The following is a 15,164-nucleotide window of genomic DNA, read 5'->3' as shown; positions in this document are numbered from 1 at the left end:
CGGGACACCGTCCCGTGCAGGAGTGCAGGAGTCAGTACGAGCCCGCGCGCGCCACGGCATCCGCCGGGCGCCGCGTCCGGTCAGAACGTGAGGTCACCACCCCGTGCGAGCGTCACGCCGTCCCTCCCCGACGACGTCCGGACCGAGGTCCCCGTCGCGGACCCCCCGCCTGCGGTCCGGCCCCCGCCGGACCTCGGCCCTGGCCCTGCTGCTGGCGGGGGTGCTGGGCCTCGCCGCCTGCACCTCGGGCACCGGCGGCGACGGCACGACGGTCGGCACCGAGCCCTCCTCGGCCCTGGAGGCCTCCGCCAGGGCCGTCGACCTGAACGGCTGGCGCTGGGACAAGCAGCCGGGGCCGATGGAGATCGGGGTGACCCACACCCAGGACAGCCTCGACGACACCGAACCCGCACAGGCCCGCCAGCGCGGCGTCGACATCCTGTCCAGCCTCGGCCAGGAGTACCAGAACCACCACATCATGGGCTTCGGCACGCTGAACCCCGAGCCGCGCCCCGGCGAGTTCGAGTGGGGCTCGCTGGACCGGCGCATGCAGCTGACCGAGGAGACCGGCGGCAAGGCCATGCTGACGCTGTGCTGCTCCCCGGACTGGATGAAGGGCGCCCCGCGTGACAGCGGCGCCACCCGCTGGGACCGGCTGGAGAAGGCGCCGCTGCCGGAGCACTTCGCCGACTTCGCCAACCTGGCGCGGGAGGCCGTGCAGCGCTACCCGCAGGTCGACCGGGTCCTGGTGTGGAACGAGCTGAAGGGCTTCTACAACCAGGCCGAGAACCGCTGGGACTACGAGGGCTACACGAACTTCTACAACCAGGTCTACCAGGCCGTGAAGTCCGTGCGGCCGGACGTGCAGGTCGGCGGGCCCTACGTCGTCATGAGCAGCGTCCCGGTCGACTCGGGCGACGCCTCGGACATCCGCGGCCCCTGGGGCGCGCTCGACCAGCGTCCCCTCGACGTCCTGGACTACTGGCTGAAGAACAACGTCGGCGCGGACTTCCTCGTCGTCGACGGCTCCACCACCAACCGCGGCCAGCAGGACGCGATCTCCCCGGTCGACGTCGGCGCGGAGAAGTTCTCGGTCATCGACCGCTGGATCCAGGAGCGGACGCAGCTGCCGATCTGGTGGGCGGAGTTCTACGCCAACGTCCCGGCCGACGCCCAGGCCGGGTACGCCACCCCCGCCAGCGCCGTCTCGACCGTGGCCGCCCTGCAGGCGATGGCCCGCTCCGGCACCCAGGGCGCGCTGCTGTGGGGACCCGAGGGCAGCGACTCGCTGGAGTACTCCTCGCTGTGGAGCCCCGCGACCGAGGAGAACGGCGGCCAGCCGACGCCGCTGACCGACGCGTGGCGCTGGCTGGTGCCCAAGCTCCGGGAGGGCACCGTCGAGCTGGGCCGGGCGACCGACGGGTCCTCGCTGGGCGGTTTCCGCGCCGCCGACGGCTCGGTCCTGCTGGTCAACTTCTCGGCCGACGCGGTGCCGGTCTCCGGCCAGGACGACATCCCCGGCTGGGCGATCGTGCCGATGAACAGCACCTCCTGACCCCGCCACGACGACGAACGGGCCGGTACCGCCACTGCGGTACCGGCCCGTTCGTCGTGGGGACCGTGCCGTGGTCAGGCCTTGGGGCCACCGGCCACGTAGATGACCTGGCCGCTGACGAACGAGGAACGCTCGTCGACGAAGAACGACACGGTCTGGGCGATGTCCTCGGGCGAGCCGGGGCGCTGCACCGGGATCTCCTTGGCCCGGGCGGCCTTGAACTCCTCCCAGTCCACACCGATGCGCTCGGCGGTCGCCTTGGTCATCTCCGAGGCGATGAAGCCCGGCGCGATGCAGTTCGCGGTGACGCCGAACTTGCCGAGCTCGATCGCGAGGGTCTTGGTGAAGCCCTGCATGCCGGCCTTCGCCGCGGAGTAGTTGGCCTGGCCGCGGTTGCCCAGCGCCGAGGTCGAGGACAGGTTCACGACCCGGCCCCAGGCGGCGTCGACCATGTGCTTCTGCACCGCGCGGGTCATCAGGAACGCACCCCGCAGGTGCACCCCCATGACCGCGTCCCAGTCGTCGACGGTCATCTTGAACAGCAGGTTGTCCTTGGTGATGCCGGCGTTGTTGACCAGGACGGTGGGCGCTCCGAGCCGCTCGGCGACCGCGTCGACGGCAGCGGCGACGGCCTGCTCGTCGGCGACGTTCGCGCCGAACGCGGCCGCGGTCCCGCCGGCGGACTCGATGGCCTCGACGGTGGCCTTGGCGGCCGACTCCTCCAGGTCCAGCACCGCGACCTTGTGCCCGTCGGCGGCGAGCCGGATCGCGGTGGCGGCCCCGATGCCGCGCGCCCCACCGGTCACGACGGCGGTCCTCTGCTGCTGGGTCATGTCTCTCCTCGCTGATCGACGGTGATCTCCGGGTCGGTTCCGCAGCCGATCGTGTCACCACCCACCGCGCAGTCACATCGCAGCCCGTGCGACGTCGCTCACCCCCGATCGGAGGTCCCCGGTGCACTAGCGTCGAGGTGTCCGTTCCCGACCAGGAAGGTTGTCCATGGCCGTCGAGCGTTCCGCACCGACCTACCGGCTCGCGCTGCCGGAGCCCACCACCTCGTTCGAGCAGGACGCGGAGTACTGCGTCCTGGACCTCGGGCAGGGATGGTCGGAGTACCGCTTCCACGACTACGACGAGCTCTACAAGATCCCCGGACTCTACGAGAAGCTGTTCTACGACATCCTGCAGTGCCAGTCCCCGGCGGTCGTCGCCGGTGCGCTGGCCGAGCAGCTCGACGCCGTCGGCGTCGACCCGTCCGGGCTGCGGGTGCTCGACGTCGGAGCCGGCAACGGCATCGTCGCCGAGGAGCTGCGGGCCCGTGGCGTCGGCAAGGTCGTGGGGATCGACATCCTGCCCGAGGCCCGTGACGCCGCCGAGCGGGACCGCCCGGGGGTCTACGACGACTACCACGTCGTCGACCTCACCTCCCTCGACGAGGAGACCACCGAGAACATCGCCTCGGGCGGGTTCGACGCCCTGACCTGCGTCGCCGCGCTCGGCTTCGGCGACATCCCGCCCGCGGCGTTCCGCGCCGCGTTCGACATGGTCGCGGTGGACGGTTTCGTCGCGATCACCCTGCGGGACGACTTCCTGACCGACGGCGACACCTCCGGGTTCGCCGGACTCATCTCCTCGATGCTGGCCTCCGGCGAGCTCGAGGAGCTCGGGGCGACCGTCTACCGGCACCGGCTCGCGACCAGCCGCGACCCGCTGCTCTACCGGGCCGTCGTGGCCCGCAAGCGCCGCCCGCGCGGCTGACCCGGCGCGTTCGCACCGGTGCGCGGGGACCGGCCGCCGGTGCGAACGCGCGACCGCCGGACCGGCGCCTGAGATCATCCGGGCATTTCCGGTAAGGCTAGGCTCGGCTATGGTCCCGGCGTGCTCCGTCGAACGATCGTCCTGCTGGCCCTCGCGGGCCTGCTCACCGCCTGCGCCTCCGATCCCGGACCGGCCGCCGCGCCGTCCGGCTCCGACGGTGCGTTCCCCGTCCGCATCGACCACGCCTTCGGCACCGCCGAGATCCCGGCCCGCCCGCAGCGGGTCGTCGCGCTCGGCGTCACCGACGCCGACCCCGTCCTCGCCCTGGGCGTCACCTCGGTCGCGGTCGCCTCCTACACCTTCTACCAGGAGACCGGCGGGCTGGGCCCGTGGGCCCGCGGGCTCGTGCAGGGCGAGGCCCCGCAGGTGCTCACCGAGCCCGAGCCCAACCTGGAGCGGATCGCCGCCCTGCGCCCGGACGTGATCATCGCGCTGTCCGCGGGCATCGATCAGGCCGCCCACGACCAGCTCAGCGCGATCGCACCGGTCGTCGCCCGCCCCGCCGGGTCGATCGCCTTCGGGGTGGGCCGCACCGAGCAGATCCGCGCGGTCGCCACCGCGCTCGGCGAGACCGCCCGGGGCGAGGAGCTGGTCCGGACCGCCGACACCGCGTTCTCCGACGCCGTCGCCGCGCACCCCGAGCTCCGCGGGAAGATCGGCGCGACCGTGCTGCCCTTCGACGGGAAGTACGGCGCCTTCACCGACGCCGACGCGCGCGGCCGGTTCATGACCGGTCTCGGGCTCGCCCAGCCCCCGGCGATCGCCGAGCGCGACGACGGGCAGAGCTTCTACGTCGAGGTCGCCTCCGAGCAGGCCGGCCTGCTCGACGGCGACGTCATGGTGATGCTCGCCGATGAGGGCGCCGCGAAGCAGCAGGTCGACTCCGACCCGGTCCTGCGCCAGGTGCCGGTCGTCGCCCGCGGTGACATGGTCGTGCCCGACGCCGACACCCGCGGCGCGATGACCTACAACAGCGTGCTCTCGGCCCCGTTCGCCCTCGAGCGGCTCGTCCCGCAGCTCGCCGAGAAGCTCCGCGACTGATCCGGGTTAGGGTCGCGGCGTGACTGTGATGGAGCGGTTCCGACTGGACGGCCGGGTCGCCGTCGTCACCGGTGCGTCGTCCGGCCTCGGCGTGGCCTTCGCGCAGGGGCTGGCCGAGGCCGGTGCCGACCTCGTGCTGGGCGCGCGACGGGCCGAGAAGCTGGCCGACACCGTGGCCCTGGGCGAGGCGACCGGCCGGCGTGCGGTCGCCGTCGCCACCGACGTGGCGAGGCCCGAGGACTGCCGGGCGCTGGCGCAGGCCGCCGTCGACGAGTTCGGCCGGCTGGACGTGCTGGTCAACAACGCCGGCGTCGGCACCGCCGTGCCCGCGCTGAAGGAGACCCCGGACCAGTTCCGGGAGGTGGTCGACATCAACCTGCACGGCTCCTACTGGATGGCGCAGGCCTGCGCCGCACACATGCAGCCCGGGTCGAGCATCGTCAACATCTCCTCGATCCTGGGGCTGACCACGGCGTCACTGCCGCAGGCGGCGTACTCGGCGTCGAAGGCGGCGATCGTCGGCCTGACCCGGGACCTGGCCCAGCAGTGGACCGGCCGCCGCGGCATCCGGGTGAACGCGGTCGCGCCGGGGTTCTTCGCCTCGGAGATGACCGAGCAGTACCAGGCCGGGTACCTGGAGAAGATGGCCGAGCGCATCCCGATGGGGCGCAAGGGCGACCCGGCGGAGCTGACCGCCGCGGTGCTGTTCCTGGCCTCGGACGCGGGCGGCTACGTCACCGGCCAGACCTGGGCCGTCGACGGCGGTCTGACCATCACCTGACCCGCGCCCGGGGGCGCCCGCACGGCGCCCCCGGGCAGCGGTCCTCAGCCGCGGGGGACGTCGTCGGCGCGCGGCGTGAGCCCGGAGGCCGGCACCAGCGCCCACCGCTCCAGCGCCGCCCGGACCTGCTCGGCGGCGTCGATGTTGAGCGGGCCCGAGGTCCACAGCGCGTAGGGCAGGTTCAGGAACCGGTTCTCCTTCACCGCGGGCAGGTCACGGGTGTCCGGGCGGCTCCTGAGCAGCGCGACCTTCTCCGCGAAGGTCTGCGGCGGGTAGTCGACGAACAGGAACGCCGCGGGCTGCGCGGTCGCGACCCGCTCCCAGGAGACCGCGGTCCAGGTGTCGTCGACGTCGGAGAGCGCGTTGCGCGCGCCGGCCGCCTCCATGATCGCCTGCGGGGCGCCGAACCGGCCGCTGGAGAAGGGCGAGTCGGTGCCGCTGTCGAACAGGAACACCGTCGGCGGGGTCGCCGCCCTCGGCGCCGTCCCCAGCGCGTCGAGCCGGGTGTCGAGGTCGGCGACGACGCGCTCGGCGTCGGCGGCGTGCCCGGTGATCGTCCCCAGGTCGTGCAGGTCCGTGCGCAGCGCCGTCCACGGGTCGACGATGCCGCGGACGCTCCGCCCGTCGGCCCGGCGGCAGGACTCGGTCAGCACGTACGGGGCGATGCCCTGTTCGCGCAGCCGGTGTCTGGGTTCAGATGATGCGGGACGGGTTGGCTTCAGATGATCGGTAACTGCTCCTAGCCAGTTGTTCGGTCTCGGACACCGTAGGCCTTGAAGCGGGTCAGGGGCCGGGTGCTGGTGCGGGGGATCTGGGTGATGACGTGGTGTGCGTGTTCGTCGTAGACGGTCAGGGTGGTCTCGCCGATCTCGATGGTGACGAGCTGTCCGGCGTAGCGCTGGCCGACCAGGACGCGCTGGTTGATGACCTGGGTGGCGCCCTGGGAGGAGACCCGGCGTTGGGTGCGGGCGGGGCGGTCGTCAGGGGCGGGTAGTGGGCCGGCGGCATGAGCGCCGCGGAGTTTGCGTCGCTGGGCCGGGGTGAGTTCCAGGGTGGTGGTGCGGGTGCGGACGCCGTCGACGATCACGTGGGCCAGGCCGTCTTCGAGGTGGATGGTGACGCGGCGGCCGGCGTGTTGGGCGCCGACGTTGAGGTGGGTCCCGGCGACCGAGACTCCTCCGGTGTAGTTCGCGGTGCGGTGGATCTGCAGCGGGCCGGGATGTGCGCGGTCGGCGGCGGGCAGGACTGGGGCCGGTCCGGCTGTGCGGGCGCCCTCGGCGCGCAGGCGGGCCAGGTGGGTGGTGGTCATCCGGGAGGGCACGGTCTTGCGGTGGACGCCGTCGAAGCTGAGATGGACGGTGGTGGTGTCGATCCAGAGGGTGGCGATCCGCCCGGTCAGGGCTGTGCCCAGCCAGAACTGCTGACCGCAGACTCCGAGGTTGCCCGAGGTCGGGACGACGCGTTCGATCTCGACTGCGGCCGTGGGAACGGGATGGGCCGGCGGCGGTGACGGGACCGGGACGGTGACGGGGGCGGGCTGTTCGGTGGGTGGGACTGGGGCGGGGGTCTCGGATAGGTCGTCCGGGAACGGGTCGTGGTCGTCGGGTTCGGGCAGGCCGGTGAGCTCGGGCGGGCTCCAGATCCGGGGTGCTGGGTCCGGGCGCTGCTGGGCCGTGGGGAAGTGGGTGGCCGGGCTGGTCATGGCCCGGGCCTGGTGGGGGCGGTGGTGGTTGTAGTCGTGGACCCAGTGCTCGATCGCGGATTGGGCGGCGTCGAGGGAGTCGAACGGGCCGTGGTCGTCGAGTAGTTCGGCTTGGATGCTGTGATGCCAGCGTTCGATCTTGCCGGTAGTGGTCGGGGACCGGACCTTGGTCAGTAGGTGGTCGATGCCGTTGCGGCGGCAGATCCGGTCGAAGAGCACCTCGACCCGGCGGGGTCGGGCGAAGCGGCCGGTGAACTGGCGTCCGTTGTCGGTCAGGACCTGTTCCGGTGGCCCGTAGCGGGTCATGGCGTCGCAGAACGCGCGGCAGACCGCGCGGGAGGTGGCGCGTTCGACCACGGTGGCGATCACGGCGAAGCGGGAGTGGTCGTCGATACCGGTGACGAGCTTGACCTCCCGGGCCCCACCTTGCGCGGTGGGGTCGGTGATCCAGACCGAGCCCATGATGTCGAGCTGCCAGAGCTGCATCGGCTCAGGTCGTTCCCAGCGCTGGTAGTCGCCCCGTGCCCGGCGCCGCGATGTGGGGACGATCAGGTTGTTGCGCACCAGGGTCCGGTAGATCGACGACCGTGACGGCGGGGTCAGGCCGGTGCGGGCGAGTTCGTGGCCCAACCGGCGTGGGCCCCATCGGGGATGGTTACGGCGCATCTCGCAGATCAGGGCCTCGACCTGCTCGTCGAGCTGCCAGGGATGGCGGTGCGGACGATGGGAACGATCGGCCAGCCCGGCCAGGCCCTCCTCGCGGTAGCGGCGCACCCAGGCGTGCACCGTCTTGCGCGAGACCCCGTAGCGGGCGGCGACCTCGACCACCGGTGCGCGGGCCGAGAGGACTTCCATCACCGCGTGATAGCGCTGCTCCACGACGCTCAACTCCACGAGCATCAGTCCTGGCCCCTCTCGCACGACGACCGTCGTGCACAGCAGAGACCAGGAGCGGAGCGTTACCCCTCATCTGGAGCCAGCGTGTCACCCATCAAGCGGAACCCGACATGTTCGCGCAGCCGGGTTGGGGTGAGGTTCTTCTCCTCGCTGTAGCCGTAGTTCCAGCCGGCGACCATCACGTCCGGGGCGCGGGCCAGCACCGTCTCCAGCGTGGGGTACTCGGGGGCGGCCTGCGGCAGCGCGTCCACGACGGCGGCGCCGTAGTGCCGGCGCAGGGTGTCGGCGTCGCGCTGCATGCTCGACACCGCGGTGACCCGGTCCTGGGCGCGCAGCGCCAGGATCATCGAGATCATGTTGCCGTCGTTGACGAACATCCGCTGCGCCGGTGCCGGGAACGGCGCGTCGGCACCACAGTTCGCCACGGTGACCGTGGCGGCGGGTCACCGGCGGCGGCAGGCGCCGGGGCGGGCGCCGAGCAGGCGGCGAGGGCGACCACCCCCGCGGCGAGGACGGCGTACAGCCGTGGTGGACGGGTCGGCGGACGGGTCACGGGCTCTCCCTGAGCGAGTCGAACACGAGGCGGGACCGCCCGGTCACCGGGTGCGTGACGCGGGCGGCGGCGACCCCGAAGACCCGTGAGACGGTGTCGGGGTCGAGGCGGGACACGGCCGGGAGGGCCCGGCCGTCGTGCAGGACGACGATGCGGTCGCACCAGCGGTCGGCCAGGTCGAGGTCGTGCAGGCTCACCACGACGGTCCGGCGCAGCGACCGGACCAGGTCCAGCAGGCCCAGTGCGTGCCGGACGTCGAGGTGGTTGGTGGGCTCGTCGAGCAGCAGGAGACCGGCGTCCTGGGCGAGGCCCCGGGCGAGCAGCACCCGGCGCCGTTCGCCACCGGAGAGCCGGTCGACCGGCCGGTCGGCGAGACCGTCGAGCTCGACCGCGGCCAGCGCCGCGGTGACCTCGGCCCGCTCGACCGCGTCGCCGCCCGCCCACGGCGGCCGGTGCGGCACCAGGCCGAGCGCGACGACCTCCCCGGCGCACAGGTCCGTCGGGAGGTCCTCCTCCTCCCCGACGAACGCGATCCGCCGGGCCCGCTGCCGGGCGCGCAGCGCGGTCAGGTCGGTGCCGTCGAGCAGCACGCGCCCCGCGGCGGGCCTGCGGATCCCGGCGAGCGCACGCAGCAGGGTCGACTTGCCGCTGCCGTTGGGACCGACGACGCCGAGCACCTCCCCCGGCTCGACGGCGAGGTCGACCCCGGTCAGGACGGCGCGGCCGCCGAGCACGCAGGTCAGGTCCTCGGCACGCAGGATCACGCCATGCTCCCGGCGGTCCGGTAGCGGCGTCGCCCCATCAGCACCAGGAACACCGGGGCACCGATCAGCCCGGTGACCACACTGAGCGGCATCTCGGTGGGCCGCACCGCGACCCGGGCGGCCACGTCGACGACGAGCAGGAACACCGCCCCGCCCAGCGCGGTCACCGGCAGCAGCACCCGGTGCCGGGACCCGACGAGCAGCCGGGCCAGGTGCGGCACGACCAGGCCGACGAAACCGATCGCCCCGGACACCGCGACGAGCACCCCGACCGCGACCGCGCACACCGCGAACAGCACGGACCGGGCGGCGGTCACGGGCACGCCGAGTGCGGCCGCGGTGTCGGGCCCGGCGGTCAGCGCGTCGAGCCAGCCGCTGAACGCCCCGAGCAGCACCAGCAGGAGCGCCACCGTCACCGCGGGCACCGCGACCCGGTCCCACTGCGCCCCGGACAGGCTCCCGAGCAGCCAGAACAGCACGGACCGGGCGGCGGCCGGGTCGCCGGAGCGGAACACCAGGAAGCTAGCCGTCGCCGAGAACGCCGAGCCGAGCACGGTGCCGGTGAGGATCAGCCGGATCGGGGTGATCCCGCCCTGGGCGACGGCGATCGCCCCGACCAGCGCCCCGGCCGCGAGGGCCCCGACCAGCGCCCCGGTGAACAGTGCCCAGGTGCCGAGTGCACCCAGCGCCCCGGTGGTGATGACGGCGGTGGCCCCGACGCTCGCACCGGAGGACACCCCGAGCAGGTAGGGGTCGGCGAGCGGGTTGCGCACCAGGGTCTGCACCCCGGCCCCGGCCAGCGCGAGACCCGCGCCGACGATCGCGGCGAGCAGCGAGCGCGGCATCCGCAGGTCCCACACGATCGTCGAGACCGGGCCGGGGCGCTCGTGCAGCACGGCGTCGACGACCTGCGCGACCGGGAGGACCTCGGCGCCGAACGCGAGCGAGCCCACGAGCGCGGCCGCCAGCAGCACGGCGAGTGCCACGGTCACCGTCCCGGACCGCACCGCATCCCGTTCCCACACCTGCACAGTTCATCATGTCCTGTCATGGCGGGGTCTCGAGTGCGTCGACGATCACCGACCGGGTCGCAGCCGTACCCGTAGCGCGGCGAGCCGCGCCCCGACCGGCCCGCCCGGGTGCACCTCGACGAGCCCGGCCACCGGACCGGCGGGACGGGCGTCGGGGAACCGGTCGCGCAGCACCTCCAGCACGGTGCGGAGCTCGAGGCGGGCCAGGTGCGCACCGGCGCAGAAGTGCGGGCCGTACCCGAAGGTCAGCGGGTGCCCGACGGCCGGGCGGGCGTCGATCCCCCGGATGTCGACCAGCACCGGAGCCCCGGCGGGCAGCGGCTCACCGTCGAGGTCGACGCCGGTCCGGGCGAAGCGCCACAGCGAGAACGGGGCGGGCGGGTGGACCCGCAGCACCTCGGCGACCAGCGCGTCGAGCTCCTCGGCGGTGCGGCCGGCGAGCCCGGAGTCCAGGGCGTGGGCGACGACGTACCCGAGCGCGGCGTCGGTCGTGAGCTGCCCGGCGAACACCAGCCCGAACACGAGGTAGCCGACCTGGGCGTCGGTGAGGTCGGGCAGGGCGGCACGCAGTCCGGCCGCGACGCCGTCGCCGGTCCCGTCGGTGACCGCGGCCGTGCCGATCGCCTGCAGCCGTCCGAACGCCGCTCCCGCCACCGACGGGTCGGGACTCCACATCGCCCTGCAGGCGGCGACGGCGTCGTCGAGGAGCCCGGGTGGCGCGCCCACGACCTCGAGCACGACGGCCAGCGGGTAGCGGGTGGTGACGTCCTCGGTCAGGTCGACCTCACCGGGGCCGAGCCCCTCGAGCAGGGCGGAGGCGAGGGAGCGGACGCGCCCGGAGTACCGGGCGAGCGCGCGGGCGGACAGCAGCGGTGCGTGCGCGCGACGCAGCCGGGCGTGCCCGGGACCGTCGGCGGTGGTGAGCGAGAGCCGCTCGCTGGCAGACGGTTCGAGGTCGGTGACGCCCGGAGGTGCGAGCGCGGTGTCCTTCGCGAACCGCGGGTCGGTGAGCACCCGCCGGGCGAGCGCGTCGTCGGTGACCACCCACACCGCGGCCCCGCCGGTCAGCGCCGTGCGCACGACCGGCCCTCCGGGAACCGTGGGACCGGGCTCGGACAGGGATCGGGTGCGGGCGCTGAACGGGCACGTCATGAGACGAGCGTGACCGTCGACGCGGACACGTCCGGTCCTCAGTCCAGCAGCACCGTGCGCAGGTCGAGACGCCGCAGCACCCGGTCGACGGCGTGCGGGTCGACGCCGGGCTCGCGCCGGGCGGCGAGCACCTCCGTCCGGGCCGCGGCCAGCGCGGAGGCCTGGGCCTCGGCGAACGCGGTGCGGGCCTGCTTGACCGCCGCGATCCGGGACCGCTCCTCCTCCGACGGGGTCTCCCCCGACAGCACCCGCTCCAGCCGTTCGACGCGCTCGCGCATCGCGGTGCCGACCTCCTCGGGCAGTCCCCGGACGGTGCGTTCGAACTCCAGGGTCGCGACGGCGGCACGGCGCGCCCGCAGCACGATCTCCCGCTCGGCGCGCTCCTCGGCATCGGCCTCGTCGTCGATGTCGAGCCCGCGGACCAGCATCCCGAGGGTGAAGCCCGGCACCAGCAGCGTCACGAACAGCACCGACACCGCGATCAGGACGAGCTGGTCACGGGCCGGGAACGGCGCACCGGAGGCGGTCTGCAGCGACAGCGCGAGCGCCAGCGTCGCGAGGCCCCGCATGCCGCACCAGGACAGCAGTACCGCCTCGCGCCCGGTGAGCGGCGCGGCGCCGGCCGCGGCGGCGTCGTCGGTCCTGCGGGCCAGCACCTGCCAGGCGACGACCATCCACAGCACCCGTACCGCGACGACGACCACGCACACGACCGCCGCGTGCCCGAGCATCGTCGGCAGCTCGTCGCCCGCGGCGAGCACGACCTGGCGCAGGTCGAGCCCGATCAGGCCGAACGCGAGACCGGTGACCAGCAGCTCGACGACGTTCCACAGCGAGGACTGGGTGAGCCGCTCGGCGGCCTCGTCGGCGTCCGCCCCGGCCCGCAGCTGCAACGCCAGCACGACGACCGCGATGACCCCGGAGGCGCCGAGCTCCTCGGCCGCCAGGTAGGTGGCGAACGGCAGGACCAGGGTGAGCGCGCTCCGTCCGGTGGCATCGGTGAGCCTGCCGAGCACCCGGCGGGCCAGCCAGGCGGCCCCGAGACCGATGAGCACCGCCCCGGCCGCGCCGAGCACGAACCGCACGCCCAGCCCGAGCGGGCTGAGCTCGCCGCCGGAGACGGTGGCGAGCACCGCGGCCTGGAACACGACCAGGGCGGTCGCGTCGTTGAACAGCCCCTCGCTCTGCAGCACGGCCACCACCCGGCGCGGGATCGGGACCTGCCCGGCGACGGCCTCGACGGCCACCGGGTCCGGCGGGGCCACCATCGCGCCCAGTGCGACCGCCGCGGTCACCGCGATCCCCGGGACGAGCAGCCACACCGTGCCCGCCACGGCCGTCGCGGTGACCAGCACCAGCGCGACGGCGAGCAGCGCGATGGTCCGCCACCGCGCCCGGAACAGTGCCCACGAGGTGCGCTGGGCGGTGGCGAACAGCAGCGGCGGCAGGAACAGCGGCAGGATCAGCTCGGGGTCGATGACGAACGCGTCGGGCAGCCCGGGCAGCAGCGCGACGACCACGCCGAGCACCACCATCAGCGCGGGCCAGGGCAGCCGCAGCCGGTCCCCCACCCCGACCAGGACGACCGCGGCCACCATCAGCCCGACGAGCACGAGCAGCATCTCCACGGACCGACACCCTGCCCTGCTCGCCGCCCCACGGCACCCGACGCGCCGTGCCAGGATCACCGGCGAGACACACCCCCCACCGACCGAGGAGGTCCGCCCCGTGCCCCGCAACCCCTACGACGAGCTGCCCCCGGTCCCGTCGTTCACCCTCACCAGTACCGACCTGGACGACGGCACCGCGCTCGCCACCCCCCAGCTCTCCGGCATCTTCGGCGCGGGCGGCGAGGACGTCTCGCCGCAGCTGTCCTGGTCCGGTGCGCCGGAGGGGACCCGCTCCTACGCCGTGACCTGCTACGACCCGGACGCCCCGACCGTCGCCGGGTTCTGGCACTGGGCGGTGTTCGATCTGCCGGCGTCGGTGACGTCGCTGCCCTCCGGCGCCGGTGACGACACCGGGTCCGGCCTGCCCGAGGGCGCGGTGCAGCTGCCCAACGACGCGAGCCTGGCCCGCTACCTGGGGGCGGCACCGCCGCCCGGGCACGGCCCGCACCGGTACTACTTCGTGGTGCACGCCGTCGACGTGCCCTCGCTGGACGTGCCCGCCACCGCGACGCCGACGTTCCTGGCCTTCACCCTGTTCGGACACACCGTCGGTCGTGCCGTCCTGGTCGGGACGCACGCCAACCTGAGCTGAGGTCCGCCGGCGTGGACACCGACACCGAGCTGGACCGGCTGTACCGGGTCCCGCCGGAGGACTTCGTCGCCGCCCGCACCGACGCCGCCGCCCGGGCCCGCGCCGACGGGCACGCCGACGCGGCCCGGGAGATCGCCGCCGCCCGGCGACCGACCCGGGCCGCGTGGCTGACGAACCTGCTGGTCGACGACGCCCGCGACGACCTGGAGGGTCTGCTCGCCCTGGCCCCCCTGCTGGCCCACGCCCAGCGCTCGCTCGACGGGGCGGCCCTGCGGGAGGTGTCGGCGCAGCGCACCCGGCTGGTCGGGGCCCTGGCCCGGCGGGCCGCCTCCCTCGGCCGCGCCGCCGGGGCCCGGGTGGACCCGGGCCTGGAACGCGACGTGCGGTGGGTGCTGGAGTCGGCGCTGGCGAGCCAGGACCTCGCCGACCGCGTGCGCTCGGGCCGGCTGGAGCGCTACGAGCGGCACAGCGGCTTCGGGCCGCTCGGCGACGCCGGGCCGACGCCGGACGCCGGGGCCGCACCGGAGGCGGGCCCGCGACCGGTCACCGGCTCCGCGCCGGCCGACGCTGCTCCACGACGGGTAGACGCCGGGGAGGGCGGAGACGATGCCGGGGCGGACTCCGACGCCGCGGAGCCGTCGGAGCGCCGGCGGGACGCGCGGCGGCGGGAGGCCGGGCGCCGGGCCGCGCAGGAACGGGAGCGGCGTGCGGCCGAGCGCCGGGCGCAGGCGGTCACCGAGGCCGAGAGGGCGGTCGAGACCACCCGTCTGGCCGCCCACGACGCCGGCCGCGAACGCGACGACGCCCGGGACCGCACCGAGCGGGCCGCCGCCCGCCGCGACGACGCGCACCGCCACGTGGACGAGCTGGCCGCCGAGCTGGACCGTGCCCGGGCCGCGGCCGAGGACGCCGACCGCGCCCGCGCGGAGGCCGACCGCGCCGCCCGGGACGCCGCGGGGCGGGCCGAACGGGCCGAGGAGGCACTCGCCCGGGCCGAGGAGGCGCTGGACGGGCTGCGCCCGGACTGAGGGCACGCGCCCGCCGGGCACCGACCTGCGCCACACTGCCGACTCCGCCGAGACCCCCACCGACGACGAGGAGCCCCTGTGTCCGACGACCCCCGCCGCCACATCCGTGCCCCGCAGCGGATCAGGGACCTGAACGACGACCTGCTCGCCCGCCGCGAGCGTGGCGAGCTGCCCTTCGAGCTGCCCGTCCTGAGCGTCCCCGGCCGGCGCAGCGGCACACCCCGGCACACCCCGCTGACGGTGTACGCCACCGGCGGCGAACGGTTCGTCGTCGGTGGGTTCCCGGGCGCCGACTGGATCGTCAACGTCCGGGCGGCGGGCGGTCACGCCACGCTGAGCACCGGTCCGGACGCCGAGCCGGAGTCCGTGGTGCTGGTCGAGCTGCCGCCGGAGCAGGCGCGCCCGGTGCTGGAGGCGTGGCCGCAGGTCACCCCGGACGGCGTCGGGATCATGGTGGACAACGGTGTCGTCGCCGAGCCGACGCCCGCCGCGCTCGGGGCCCTGACCGGCATCTGCCCGGTGTTCCGCATCGACCCCGCCTGAGCCGCGCGGCGCGGCGCGCGGGCGTGGCACGGTGACC

Annotated in this window: 15 protein-coding genes; 7 read left to right on the top strand and 8 right to left on the bottom strand. The window is 74.5% G+C overall.

Annotated elements, in window-relative coordinates:
• Positions 1-103 precede the first annotated feature (103 nt).
• Positions 104-1,555, top strand: coding sequence for a hypothetical protein (locus KPF47_RS08775; RefSeq protein WP_224388010.1), 1,452 nt, complete (start codon positions 104-106; stop codon positions 1,553-1,555).
• A 74-nt stretch (positions 1,556-1,629) separates the two neighbouring features.
• On the opposite strand, the gene fabG is transcribed toward KPF47_RS08775, so the two are convergent.
• On the bottom strand, positions 1,630-2,388 hold the full coding sequence (gene fabG, locus KPF47_RS08770; protein WP_224388009.1) for a 3-oxoacyl-ACP reductase FabG: 759 nt from the start codon (positions 2,386-2,388) through the stop codon (positions 1,630-1,632).
• Between the two features lie 166 nt (positions 2,389-2,554).
• On the opposite strand from fabG, the gene KPF47_RS08765 reads away from it, so the two are divergent.
• The 3 genes from KPF47_RS08765 to KPF47_RS08755 all read left to right on the top strand — a co-directional run bounded on the left by KPF47_RS08765 (position 2,555) and on the right by KPF47_RS08755 (position 5,195).
• Positions 2,555-3,313 carry a class I SAM-dependent methyltransferase gene (locus KPF47_RS08765; RefSeq protein WP_224388008.1) on the top strand — a complete coding sequence of 253 codons (759 nt, stop codon included), beginning with the start codon at positions 2,555-2,557 and terminating at the stop codon, positions 3,311-3,313.
• 234 nt (positions 3,314-3,547) lie between these two features.
• The gene (locus KPF47_RS08760; protein ID WP_374108822.1) at positions 3,548-4,414 is read left to right on the top strand and encodes an ABC transporter substrate-binding protein; all 867 of its coding nucleotides are present in this window, start codon (positions 3,548-3,550) and stop codon (positions 4,412-4,414) included.
• 19 nt (positions 4,415-4,433) lie between these two features.
• Complete coding sequence (locus KPF47_RS08755; protein WP_224388006.1) at positions 4,434-5,195, top strand: SDR family NAD(P)-dependent oxidoreductase; 762 nt, start codon at positions 4,434-4,436, stop codon at positions 5,193-5,195.
• A 44-nt stretch (positions 5,196-5,239) separates the two neighbouring features.
• On the opposite strand, the gene KPF47_RS08750 is transcribed toward KPF47_RS08755, so the two are convergent.
• The 7 genes from KPF47_RS08750 to KPF47_RS08720 all read right to left on the bottom strand — a co-directional run bounded on the left by KPF47_RS08750 (position 5,240) and on the right by KPF47_RS08720 (position 12,916).
• A complete protein-coding gene (locus tag KPF47_RS08750; protein ID WP_374108816.1) occupies positions 5,240-5,848 on the bottom strand; it encodes an ABC transporter substrate-binding protein in 609 nt (202 codons plus the stop codon).
• Between the two features lie 86 nt (positions 5,849-5,934).
• A complete protein-coding gene (locus KPF47_RS08745) occupies positions 5,935-7,797 on the bottom strand; it encodes an IS481 family transposase (RefSeq protein ID WP_224388005.1) in 1,863 nt (620 codons plus the stop codon).
• A 59-nt stretch (positions 7,798-7,856) separates the two neighbouring features.
• Positions 7,857-8,219 (bottom strand): hypothetical protein, encoded by a 363-nt coding sequence (locus KPF47_RS08740; RefSeq protein ID WP_224388004.1) that lies wholly within the window; start codon positions 8,217-8,219, stop codon positions 7,857-7,859.
• 124 nt (positions 8,220-8,343) lie between these two features.
• Positions 8,344-9,111 carry an ABC transporter ATP-binding protein gene (locus tag KPF47_RS08735; protein WP_224388003.1) on the bottom strand — a complete coding sequence of 256 codons (768 nt, stop codon included), beginning with the start codon at positions 9,109-9,111 and terminating at the stop codon, positions 8,344-8,346.
• Positions 9,108-10,103 (bottom strand): iron ABC transporter permease, encoded by a 996-nt coding sequence (locus KPF47_RS08730; protein ID WP_224388002.1) that lies wholly within the window; start codon positions 10,101-10,103, stop codon positions 9,108-9,110. The genes KPF47_RS08735 and KPF47_RS08730 overlap by 4 nt, the downstream gene beginning before the upstream one ends.
• Positions 10,104-10,187: 84 nt before the next feature.
• Positions 10,188-11,222, bottom strand: coding sequence for a cytochrome P450 (locus tag KPF47_RS08725; protein ID WP_224388001.1), 1,035 nt, complete (start codon positions 11,220-11,222; stop codon positions 10,188-10,190).
• Between the two features lie 110 nt (positions 11,223-11,332).
• The gene (locus KPF47_RS08720) at positions 11,333-12,916 is read right to left on the bottom strand and encodes a Na+/H+ antiporter (RefSeq protein ID WP_224388480.1); all 1,584 of its coding nucleotides are present in this window, start codon (positions 12,914-12,916) and stop codon (positions 11,333-11,335) included.
• A 106-nt stretch (positions 12,917-13,022) separates the two neighbouring features.
• Between KPF47_RS08720 and KPF47_RS08715 the strand changes: the two genes are divergently transcribed.
• The 3 genes from KPF47_RS08715 to KPF47_RS08705 all read left to right on the top strand — a co-directional run bounded on the left by KPF47_RS08715 (position 13,023) and on the right by KPF47_RS08705 (position 15,127).
• Positions 13,023-13,556, top strand: a complete 534-nt coding sequence (locus tag KPF47_RS08715; RefSeq protein ID WP_224388000.1) for a YbhB/YbcL family Raf kinase inhibitor-like protein — start codon at positions 13,023-13,025, stop codon at positions 13,554-13,556.
• Positions 13,557-13,567: 11 nt separating this feature from the next.
• On the top strand, positions 13,568-14,584 hold the full coding sequence (locus KPF47_RS08710; protein ID WP_224387999.1) for a hypothetical protein: 1,017 nt from the start codon (positions 13,568-13,570) through the stop codon (positions 14,582-14,584).
• 78 nt (positions 14,585-14,662) lie between these two features.
• Positions 14,663-15,127: a nitroreductase/quinone reductase family protein gene (locus tag KPF47_RS08705; RefSeq protein ID WP_224387998.1), complete on the top strand. Its 465-nt coding sequence runs from the start codon at positions 14,663-14,665 to the stop codon at positions 15,125-15,127.
• Positions 15,128-15,164: the final 37 nt, after the last annotated feature.

This window comes from Pseudonocardia sp. ICBG1293 (assembly GCF_020131355.1).
In the GTDB taxonomy this organism is placed as follows: Bacteria; Actinomycetota; Actinomycetes; order Mycobacteriales; family Pseudonocardiaceae; genus Pseudonocardia.
Note: the sequence above shows the minus strand (reverse complement) of the source record. Positions and strands in the feature narration are given on the sequence as shown.

Excerpts from the sequence above, each read along its gene's own strand:
- fabG (WP_224388009.1), bottom strand. The coding sequence starts at position 2,388 with ATGACCCAGCAGCAGAGGACCGCCGTCGTGACCGGTGGGGCGCGCGGC.
- KPF47_RS08765 (WP_224388008.1), top strand. The coding sequence starts at position 2,555 with ATGGCCGTCGAGCGTTCCGCACCGACCTACCGGCTCGCGCTGCCGGAG.
- KPF47_RS08745 (WP_224388005.1), bottom strand. The coding sequence starts at position 7,797 with ATGCTCGTGGAGTTGAGCGTCGTGGAGCAGCGCTATCACGCGGTGATG.
- KPF47_RS08720 (WP_224388480.1), bottom strand. The coding sequence starts at position 12,916 with ATGCTGCTCGTGCTCGTCGGGCTGATGGTGGCCGCGGTCGTCCTGGTC.